The following is a 9,191-nucleotide window of genomic DNA, read 5'->3' as shown; positions in this document are numbered from 1 at the left end:
TACGACGTCCTCGGCGCCCACCCGCTCCCCGCCGACGTCGCCGACGCCTTCAAGGCGGGCCTGCTGCCGATCATCGGCTTCTGCGCCGCGACCGCCGCCCTCACCCAGCTCCTCCCCAAGCCGCCCCGCCCATGACCCGTCCTTCCACCCGCCCCGGCGCCCACCCGCCGGGGCACCCGCATGCGGTCACCCGAACCGCAGCGAGACGGTCAGGATCGACGACTCCTGGGCTCGCGGGCCCTCTAACGAGTCGGTGCGGGCGGTGGTCAAGGCTTCCAGGTACCGATGCGGCCGGTGCGGCGGCGCTGCTGGGCCGCTGTGGGGATGTCAAGGCCTTGGCCACGGATGGTGAGGCGGTCGGCGATGGCGGTGCGATGTTCAACGCTCTTGTGATCGTCGTATTTGAACTTGGCCCGAACCTCGCCCACTTCCAAACGCAGCCCGCGGATCCTCGACAGCATCCGCCCGTACGGCGGCTGCCCCGGGGCGACGTCGGCGTGGTCGCCATCGGGCTGGAAATGGGCGAGTTGCTGGGTCAGCAGGTCGGCCTTGGCGTGCAAGTCGTCGATGATGTGCGCGCGGCAGTTGAACTGGACCGCTGCGTAATAGCTGGTCGGGACACCATCGGTGGGCCGAATGCCGGGGGCGGCACGCCAGGTGCCGGGAACGAAGGCATAGTCCCCGACGACGGTGAATGCGACGTTAGGATCGTTCTCGAGCACTTTCCATACCGGGTTCGGCCGCGCCAGGTGAATCAGCAGGTCGCTCCCGTCGACAATGAAGTGGGTCGGGACGACGGCGGGCGGCTGTCCGGGCGGGCCGTTGGCGGCGAGCTGGCCGAAGTCGTGGCCTTCAGCGATCCAGGCCTGCCATTCGGTGTCGTCCAGGCTCGCGTCCCAAGGCTGGATGAACATGCGGATCCCCTCTCTGTAGTCGGCAGCGGCTGCACTCCGGCAATCTGATCAAGACCGTACAGCTCCCGCACGGCCTCATCGCCCGTACTGACGGCTCCGCGCCGGTTGCGCGCAGGTACTGGATCAAGACGGGCCGGCTGCCAGACCCGGCGGCACGCGCCGGGCCCCGCTCATCCGGCCGGCATGCCGCAGTCGACGGCGATCGACTGGCCGTTGATGTGCCTGGACTCGTCAGCGCACAGGAAAGCGAACGTCTCAGCGACGTCCTCAGGCTCCAGCAGTACGCCGATCGGATGCAGTGCGGCCGTCTCCTCCGCAGTGAACATGCCGCTCAGGATCGCGCTGTTGAGCAGGGCCGTCCGCACACCGGACGCCTGGCCCGCGACTAGAATCGCCGCCCCGCCACCAACGTAGCCACGATCCGCTTGCCGACATCGGCCTCAAGACCCGCCGCCTGGCACTTGCTGGACGACCCGCCGTCCGCCAAGGCCCACGTCCCCTCGCTTACCTGCAACAAGATGCTTCTCAAACACGCACTTAAGGAGTGCGCGGGATATCCGAGAGGTGGAGGTTCCAGAAAACCGCACCGGCTAAACGACCATGGCCCGTTCGGCACGCGCGGCGAACGCGCCCGGCACCGGCACGTGCAGGCAGCCGGGAGAGGGCGAAGGCACCGGCCAGGTCAGCGGCGGCGTCACCACGCAGGCCCGCTGGCGCCCGTCGGCGCTGCGCAGCGCCGCTTCCGAGGTCCCCGCCAGCGTCCCGCCCGCGTCCACCGGCGTCCGCACAGGCACCAGCCGCGCGACAGTCTGCCGGACCTGAACCGTCACGACGTCCCGAGCACGCCACCTCCTCAGGGCGGCAGCGGCACGATGGCGAGCGTGGAGCGATCGTCAAGAGCTGTCCGCCCATCGTCAAAACTCGACCGCCCCTCCCCTGTTAACTTCACCAGGGTGAACCACGTGGGAAATGTGAATCGCGACGGACTCGGTTCGACTTCGTTCTTGCGCTCTCCATTCCAGCGACGGCGAACGGAAACTCAGGACCCTACTTGATTCGCCTTTCCCTCTGCTTCGCCCATTCTCTACGAACCTTCCCCGCCAGAAGGATGTGCCCATGACTCGACGCAATCGGCGCCTGCGCGGCACCGCGCTCGCCGCGGTCACGGCGGTGACCGCCGGCACGGCGGGCCTGACCGCCGTGCCCGCGCACGCCGCTCCCAAGGCGCCCGCCCGGCCCGGCGACTTCAACGGCGACGGCCACCGCGACCTGGCGCTCGGCAGCCCGCTCGGCACCGCGAACGGCGCCGCCAGGGCCGGGTTCGTCACCGTCGCCTACGGCACCGCGACCGGTCCCGACGCCGCCCGCAGGCAGGTCATCACACAGGAGAGCGCCGGGGTCCCGGGCGGCTCGGAGGAATCGGACGGATTCGGCGCCTCTCTGGCCTCGGCCGATTTCGACCTCGATGGCTACGCCGACCTCGCCGTGGTCGCCGACGGTGAGGACGACTCCGTCGGGCTGGGAGGCGGAAGCATCACCCTCATCTACGGCAGCGCGAGCGGGCTGTCGTCCAAGGCCGTGAGGTTCGGGACCGATGACGGCGACACCTACGCCCACGGTGCCATCACCGTCAGCGCGGCCGATGTCACCGGTGACGGCAAACCCGACCTGGTTGCCGGGGGCCGCGGCTTCTTCACCCTCTACCGTGGCCTCGGCTCGGGCGAGCTGGTCGGCACGACGACCTCCGTCGGCCAAGGGGAGGGCGAGGGCGTTCACGTGTCCACCGCCGTCGCCGACTTCACCGGCGACGGGCACGCCGATCTGGCGTACGCCTACGTCTGGGACGGCATCGACGGGGATGACCGTTCGCTGCGGCTCAACGTCTACAAGGGCGCCCCGACCGGGCTCGCCGACACCCCCTCGTACAGATCCTCCGACACCGCGGTGCGATCCCTGGCCGCCGGTGACGTCGACGGCGACGGCCGCGCCGACCTGGTAGCGGGGGCGGACGGCGGCCGCGGCGGCCAGGTCCGGGTGTATCCGGGCACCGCGTCCGGCGTCGGCGCCGCCACCGTCATCGACCAGGACACCGACGGCGTACCCGGAACCGCCGAGTACGGCGACTCCTTCGGCGCGTCCGTGGCGACCGGCGACGTGAACGGCGACGGCCGTGCCGACATCGCGGTCGGCGCCCCCGAAAAGACCGTGGACACCGTCGCCAAGGCGGGTGCGGCCACCGTCCTCTACGGCGGACCGGGCGGAGTGACCGGCAACGGCGCCCAGCAGATCAGCGAGAACGCCGGGGACGTGACGGGCCACGCCGAGGAGAACGACCTGTTCGGCTCCCAGGTGTCACTCGCCGACCTCAACGGTGACGGCAAGTCAGACCTCGCCGTCGGTGCCAGCGGCGAGAACGACCGTGGAGGCGCGCTGTACATGCTGAACGGCGGCGCCTCCGGTGTGTCCACCACCGGAGGCCGGACGTTCTACTCCAGCACGCTCGGGGTGCAGGGACGCGACGCCGAACTCGGCGGGGTCGTCCTGCCCTGACCAGGCGGCGGGCCGCGCGGTGCCTCCGCCCCCCGCCGCGCGGCCCGCGTTCCGGCTCCCCGCCTTGACGGGCGGCGGCCCTTTCCGGAAACGGCTATGCGGTCCGGCCCGGCGCCGACTCGAGAGCGCGGCGTCGATGGTCGCTCGGAGCGATTCCGTAGGCCGCGCGGAACGCCCGGGTGAACGTGGCGTGGTCGTTGAATCCCCAGCGCGTCGCGATCCGGTGGATGGGCACCGCGTCCAGCGCCGGATCACCGAGATCGCGGCGCGCGCGTTCGAGGCGGAGGCGGCGGATCCACGACGAGACCGCGATGCCCTGCGACTGGAAGAGCCGATGCAGGTGGCTGACCGAGATGTGGTGCGCGGCGGCGATGGAGCGCGGTGACATCCCGGGGTCGTGGAGGTGCCGCCACACGTACTCCTCGATGCGCGGGAGCAGCGCGCGCTGGGGAAGGCCGTCCGCCGGCTCTATCGCCGCATGGTGCGCGATCACCGCGTTCAGGAGATCGACCGCTATGCCGCCCAGGCGAGGCGCGTCGGCCGGGCGGTAGGTGCCGGAGTCCGTGGTCAGCCGAAGGAGGTACTCGGTGAGCAGCGCCGCCACCCCCGACCTTCCCGAGAGCGGAACCGCGAGGACCCGGTCGGCCTGTTCCGGGTGCGCCACCAGGGTGCGGGGCACCTGGGCGCGCACGAGCCGGGCCGGCCGCTCCTCCGCCGTGATCCGCACCCGTAGCGGGCGCCTGCTGTCATAGACCGCGAGTTCGCGTTCGCCCAGTTCGGCGCGTCGGCCGGCCTGGTCCACGACGAGCCGGCCGCACAACGGGAACACGACCGAGTACAGTCCCGGGTCCTGCGCCCGGATGAGCGGCAGCGGCCTCCGCACCTCGGCCGGCGAGCAGGTCAGTTCGACCACGTCCGCCGCCCCGAGATCGAGCGCCCGCACCGTCGCCTGGAAGCTCTGCGACCCGTCGCTCACGACCCGCATCGGGTGCGCGCTGGTCACCTGGAAGTCGTCGAAGGCGGCCAGCCGCCGATCGGGCGCGAACTCGTCGCTGCTGAAAACCGTCTGGATCATCGTTCCCCCAGGGCAGAGGCGCGTGCCGGTCCATGACGGCCCACCGGCCGTGCGCCACGCACTCTAAGGGACTTATAGTCCCTTAAGCAAGGGACTATAAGTCCCTTGCTTAAGCCGCGTAACCTACGGCCTGGGCTGATGAAAAGGTACGGACGAGTCTTCTGGAGGGCGGCCATGGCACCGGACGACGCCGCGCGAGCCAGGGCGCGCGGCAGCGGCGGCCGGGCGAGGCGCCCCAGGCGCAATGCCGCGCAGGTCCAGCACGCCGTCCTGCAGGCCGCCGTCGACGAACTGACCGACCGGGGATACGACGGCTTCACGATGGACCGGGTCGCCGCCCGCGCCGGCACGAACAAGACGGCGATCTACCGGCGCTGGCCCAGCCGCACCTCGCTCGCCCTCGCCGCCTACCGGCAGCTGGTCGCGCGGCCGGAGAACCCGCCCGACACAGGTGCGCTCCGCTCGGACGTCATCGCCCTCTTGCGGGCGGCAGCCGACCGGATGAGCTCCCCGGCCGGAGCCGAGATCCTGCGCGGCCTGGTGATGGACGCGCGCCGCGAACCGAAGACGATGGCCGCCCTGCGCGACGAACTCGCCCGCGGCGAGCCCGGCACCATGCTGACCATCCTCGCGCGGGCCGTCGCCCGCGGAGAGGCACGGCAGGACTCCCTCGTCCCGCGCATCGCGACCCTGCCCGTCGTCCTGCTCCGCAACGAGCACCTCCTGAACGGCCCGGAGCCGATCCCCGACGAGACCATCACCGAGATCGTCGACCTGGTGTTCCTCCCCCTGGTCCGCCCCCGCTGACCACCCTCCCAGCAGAGGTCACCGCTCGACCCGTCCACCGACGGCCCGAAAAAGCGATTTCTGGAAGCGCCAATCGGCAACTCCGCAAGACCACAGCACGCTCAGACATGCCTTTGCCGACATTGTGATTGATGCGAAACGAGCCATCGACGAACGTCAGCCGCCTTCGGCCGCCAGTCAGTGCGTCTTCTCCACAGCCCACTGCCCTTCCCACCTTGGCAAGTTAAAGTGCGGGCCAACCTTCCTGAAGTACCGGCTCGGCGCCAATCCCAATCGGTCCGCAGCACGACACGGGGCAGCAGCGTCCACTCTCCAGGATCGACGGTCATACTGCAAAGGAAGAGCCGAGTGCCGCGCGCAACGTCCTGCGCGCCCGGTGGACCCGTGAGCGGACCGTACCCACAGGGATGTCCAGAACGTCTGCTATTTCCTTGCAGGACATGCCGCCCGTGCGGAGCAGCAGGGGTTCGCGGTCGCGCTCGCTGAGCGTGGCCAGTGCGGTTGCCAACCGAGGACCCTGCGCCTTAGCCGTAACTGCGTCGGCTACCCGCTCATCCAGGGCATCGGTTACGAGAGGCTCGAAACCGGAGCGAGCGAAAGCGCGGTGCATGCGGATCTCAGACCGCCAATGGTTGCCGACGAGCCTGACCACGATTCCGAACAACCAAGGCCCGGCGTCCTCACGCGTAAGATCGTAATCACCTCTACGCCGGAACGCGATGAGGAAGGTCTCGGAGACGATATCGTCCGCAGCGTCGGGGCCGAGACGGCGTGCTACATAACCCCACAGTCGACGGCTGTGCCGCTCGTAAATCCCCGAGAATGCCTCTGGCTGATTTCTGGATCGGTCAATTAGTTCAGCATCATCGACATCGATCGGGGTCTCGACCTTCAGACTCGGAACCGAAGACATCGAATTGTGCACTTCCTTAGGACTCGATATGCCTGAGGTCGGCCAGTGGCCTTCCGCTCATCGTGAACGCACGTCAACCCGGTGAAACATTTGACGGAAGTAGAAGCCTTCGAGTGTCGTTCAGCCACGAGGCCCGTCGGCGGCACCGATATTCGGTCCTCTGCGGACCAGTCCGCAAGTGCTCGATCTAGGCAATCTCCCAGAGCGAGCACGTGCGAGCATGGTGAGCGCGCCGACACCGGCTCCCCGAGCATCCATCGCCGACGGTTGGGGCTGACCGTTATTGCGAGGCCGCCGTACAACAGCCGATGCTGCGTTCACGCCGGGGCGATGAAGTTACTGGAGGCACCGCCGATGAGGACTAACCTCAATCAGGCGAGTGGGGTCAGCATGGCAGCGGCGCCCACTGCGAACGCAACCGGCGGACGCCGATGCCGCGCAGCGTCGAATTGCCCGGCCCGCAGTGTGAGAGCCTTGCCCAGCGGGCTCGCACGGACGTCACGGCCCCATGGGCCGCCACACATGTAGAGACGCTGGGGCGGAGTCGTCCACGTGGAACATGCTTGTCCTGACCTCGTCGCGTGAACCGACCTGGATCTGCGGTGCGTCGCCGACCCAGAACTGGTCCGGGTGAGCGGCCATCGGATGGTCAGGAGACACGATCTGGAAGGCCGGGTCATGGCTGGGCTCGGCGCCCTTGGTGCAAGTCGGGCTGGCGTCGAACCGGATGGTCCAGCCGTCTCGGACCCACACGCCGTTCTCAGGCCGCCATCCGGCGACAGACGAGCCGTCATCAAGCCATACGGCCTCGTGCAGCGCCGGCTGGATGGTGACTTGCCTTCCCCAAGGAACCTTGACGCTCTCGTGGTGGTGCCGCCGCACAAAACGATCGTCCTCCTGCGGCGCACCTTCGCCACCGCCGCGCGGAGCGTGCGCAGCCGCGCCTGCCTGGTGGCGGCGTGGTCGTCGCCGTCCGGAGCCACGAATACCGCCCCGTTCGAAATTGGGCAGGTGATCGAACCGACAGGTGCGGCACCGACCGGGTTGGACGCCGACTGCCGGTCGTCCTGCTCCCGGCAGCCGGAAAGCCCGAACGCGACGGCCGTCACGTGGGCGAGCGTAACGATGCCCCTTGCGTGGTGTCGTCTGCGCGGCATAAGGGGAATTCACCTCTAGAAGTTTGGTAACTGGGATCCATAACTACCGTCGAGCCGCTCTCCGGCCGCTACAGGGGCATGCGGTCCCGAAGGGTGCGCGCCCCACATGTCGCCGATCACCGCTCCTCAGCGCGTCCGCATGTCCTCGGCGACGGAAGCCAGCCGTTCGAGCACGTTGTCGAGCTGATCGCCTACGACCATTTGGTCGATCGTGGCGTGCTCCAGGAAGCCGGCGCCCGCAATGTCGCGGAGAAGCGTGACGAGCGGATCCCAGAAGCCATCGATGTTGAGAAGGCCGACCGGCTTGCGGTGCAGCGCCAACGTCTGCCAGGTCCACACCTCGAACAATTCCTCGAGCGTTCCGAGTCCGCCGGGAAGCGCGAGAAAGGCTTGTGCCCGCTCAGCCATCAGGGCCTTGCGCTCGTGCATCGTGTCCACGACGGTCATCTCCACGACCGGCTCCCGGCCGACCCGCCCCCATTCCCGCTGCACCATAAAGCGCGGGATGACGCCGTAGACCCGGCCGCCGCCGTCGATCACGCCCTGCGACACCCGCCCCATCAAGCCCGCGCCTCCGCCGCCGTACACCAACTCGATACCGCGGTCGGCGAGGGCCCGCCCTACCGCGTACGCCATCTCCGCGTGGGCGGGATCTGAACCGTTCCGGGCGCCGAGGAAGACGGCCAGCCGCGAAAGCCCCCTGGCGGTCCGGCGGCTTCCCACTCGGCTGAGCGCATCCACGATGGTCGGCCAAACGCCGGCTCCTGGGTCAACGAGGTCAAAATGGCCGGTGGAAGGCGCCACGATCAGTTCTGCGGCCGAAGCCGCGGCGTACCAGCGGGACATCGCGACCGATAGCAGCTCGTCGCGGTCCCCGTGCACGATGACCGTCGGAATCTCGACCTGCCCCAAAGTAGCAAGGTCGGCCGCGGGGTACCGGCCAAGGGCCTCTTCGGTCCCGCCGTCGTGCGCTTCGGCAACGGCCCTGTCTCGCACCCGGTACGCAGTGGCTAAATGGCAGTTCGGAGCCAAAGCGACAACCCCCGCCACCATGGGACGTGTTGACGTCGCACCGGGCATGCCACTCCCGAGCCTGTGGCGCCGGCTCGCCCAAAGGGCCAGGTCGCCGCCAGCAGAGTAACCCAAATAGACGATCCGTTTGAGGTCGACTCGGCCCGGAGCCGCCTGCTCGACGAGTGCGGGGAGGACGTCTGTGGCTGTAGCAACGTCGATCAATGTGGTATGCCAGTCGCCGCCTTTACCGATTTGACGACACTGGAGGTCGATTACGGCGTAGCCGCGGGCCACCAGATCGTCTGCCACTCCGAGGTTTCGGCCGTCATGCTCGACCTGCCAGAAGGAGCCATCGAGAAAGAGCACGGGGGGCGCCGGCGTGAAGCCGATCGGCAGCCTCAACTCTGCCACCTGACTGCGATCAGGGCCATAGGAGAGGCGGACCGGGCCTCTCACTCTGTTCTCTTCTTCCGGACGGTCAGCGTAACTGGATGCCTTGTCACTCACGCGCTCAGACCACGACTGCGAGCGGCATATTCGGCAGGCCGTGATTAAGGAAGGCTCGCAAATGGAACAGAAGTTGCGCCTGTTCCTCAATGCTCGAGGACGGATCAGGGAAACCCTCCAGACGCGGTGCGCCCAGGACACGGCTCACCTGAGCCTGCGTGCGCCGATCGCTTCCGGTCGTCATCGTCGTATGGTCTTTCCGGGGTGGGTGTGAGCGGTCAGGTCGCGTGGAACTTCGTGTTGTCGAAGACGGC

General features: G+C 68.6%; 10 protein-coding genes. 2 read left to right on the top strand and 8 right to left on the bottom strand.

Going from position 1 to position 9,191, the window contains the following annotated elements; translation table 11 throughout:
• Positions 1–266: 266 nt before the first annotated feature.
• From ABT299_RS51545 to ABT299_RS51535, 3 genes are all read right to left on the bottom strand, one after another.
• Positions 267–914: an FMN-binding negative transcriptional regulator gene (locus tag ABT299_RS51545; RefSeq protein ID WP_500255346.1), complete on the bottom strand. Its 648-nt coding sequence runs from the start codon at positions 912–914 to the stop codon at positions 267–269.
• 170 nt (positions 915–1,084) lie between these two features.
• Positions 1,085–1,279, bottom strand: coding sequence for an SDR family oxidoreductase (locus ABT299_RS51540; protein ID WP_387031597.1), 195 nt, complete (start codon positions 1,277–1,279; stop codon positions 1,085–1,087).
• 225 nt (positions 1,280–1,504) lie between these two features.
• Positions 1,505–1,708 (bottom strand): hypothetical protein, encoded by a 204-nt coding sequence (locus ABT299_RS51535; protein WP_387031600.1) that lies wholly within the window; start codon positions 1,706–1,708, stop codon positions 1,505–1,507.
• 322 nt (positions 1,709–2,030) lie between these two features.
• On the opposite strand from ABT299_RS51535, the gene ABT299_RS51530 reads away from it, so the two are divergent.
• Positions 2,031–3,464 carry an FG-GAP and VCBS repeat-containing protein gene (locus tag ABT299_RS51530; RefSeq protein WP_500255345.1) on the top strand — a complete coding sequence of 478 codons (1,434 nt, stop codon included), beginning with the start codon at positions 2,031–2,033 and terminating at the stop codon, positions 3,462–3,464.
• A 94-nt stretch (positions 3,465–3,558) separates the two neighbouring features.
• Here ABT299_RS51530 and ABT299_RS51525 read toward each other — a convergent pair whose 3' ends face one another.
• Complete coding sequence (locus tag ABT299_RS51525) at positions 3,559–4,539, bottom strand: helix-turn-helix domain-containing protein (RefSeq protein WP_387031603.1); 981 nt, start codon at positions 4,537–4,539, stop codon at positions 3,559–3,561.
• Positions 4,540–4,713: 174 nt separating this feature from the next.
• Here ABT299_RS51525 and ABT299_RS51520 point away from each other — a divergent pair, with 174 nt between their 5' ends.
• Entirely contained in the window at positions 4,714–5,346 is a 633-nt protein-coding gene (locus ABT299_RS51520) for a TetR/AcrR family transcriptional regulator (RefSeq protein ID WP_500255344.1), read from the top strand.
• 325 nt (positions 5,347–5,671) lie between these two features.
• Here ABT299_RS51520 and ABT299_RS51515 read toward each other — a convergent pair whose 3' ends face one another.
• The 4 genes from ABT299_RS51515 to ABT299_RS51500 all read right to left on the bottom strand — a co-directional run bounded on the left by ABT299_RS51515 (position 5,672) and on the right by ABT299_RS51500 (position 9,121).
• Complete coding sequence (locus tag ABT299_RS51515) at positions 5,672–6,259, bottom strand: RNA polymerase sigma factor (RefSeq protein WP_387031609.1); 588 nt, start codon at positions 6,257–6,259, stop codon at positions 5,672–5,674.
• A 498-nt stretch (positions 6,260–6,757) separates the two neighbouring features.
• Positions 6,758–7,141 (bottom strand): hypothetical protein, encoded by a 384-nt coding sequence (locus ABT299_RS51510; RefSeq protein ID WP_387031612.1) that lies wholly within the window; start codon positions 7,139–7,141, stop codon positions 6,758–6,760.
• Between the two features lie 401 nt (positions 7,142–7,542).
• Positions 7,543–8,832 (bottom strand): TIGR00730 family Rossman fold protein, encoded by a 1,290-nt coding sequence (locus ABT299_RS51505; RefSeq protein WP_500255343.1) that lies wholly within the window; start codon positions 8,830–8,832, stop codon positions 7,543–7,545.
• Positions 8,833–8,941: 109 nt separating this feature from the next.
• Complete coding sequence (locus ABT299_RS51500) at positions 8,942–9,121, bottom strand: hypothetical protein (protein WP_387031615.1); 180 nt, start codon at positions 9,119–9,121, stop codon at positions 8,942–8,944.
• Positions 9,122–9,191: the final 70 nt, after the last annotated feature.

The organism is Spirillospora sp. NPDC000708 (assembly GCF_040299565.1).
GTDB lineage: Bacteria > Actinomycetota > Actinomycetes > Streptosporangiales > Streptosporangiaceae > Spirillospora.
This window is presented reverse-complemented; position numbering and strand designations above follow the sequence as displayed.

What these genes read in the sequence shown, in the direction of transcription:
- ABT299_RS51500 (WP_387031615.1), bottom strand. Translation starts at nt 9,121, where the DNA reads ATGACGACCGGAAGCGATCGGCGCACGCAGGCTCAGGTGAGCCGTGTC.
- ABT299_RS51525 (WP_387031603.1), bottom strand. Translation starts at nt 4,539, where the DNA reads ATGATCCAGACGGTTTTCAGCAGCGACGAGTTCGCGCCCGATCGGCGG.
- ABT299_RS51520 (WP_500255344.1), top strand. Translation starts at nt 4,714, where the DNA reads ATGGCACCGGACGACGCCGCGCGAGCCAGGGCGCGCGGCAGCGGCGGC.
- ABT299_RS51530 (WP_500255345.1), top strand. Translation starts at nt 2,031, where the DNA reads ATGACTCGACGCAATCGGCGCCTGCGCGGCACCGCGCTCGCCGCGGTC.
- ABT299_RS51545 (WP_500255346.1), bottom strand. Translation starts at nt 914, where the DNA reads ATGTTCATCCAGCCTTGGGACGCGAGCCTGGACGACACCGAATGGCAG.
- ABT299_RS51515 (WP_387031609.1), bottom strand. Translation starts at nt 6,259, where the DNA reads ATGTCTTCGGTTCCGAGTCTGAAGGTCGAGACCCCGATCGATGTCGAT.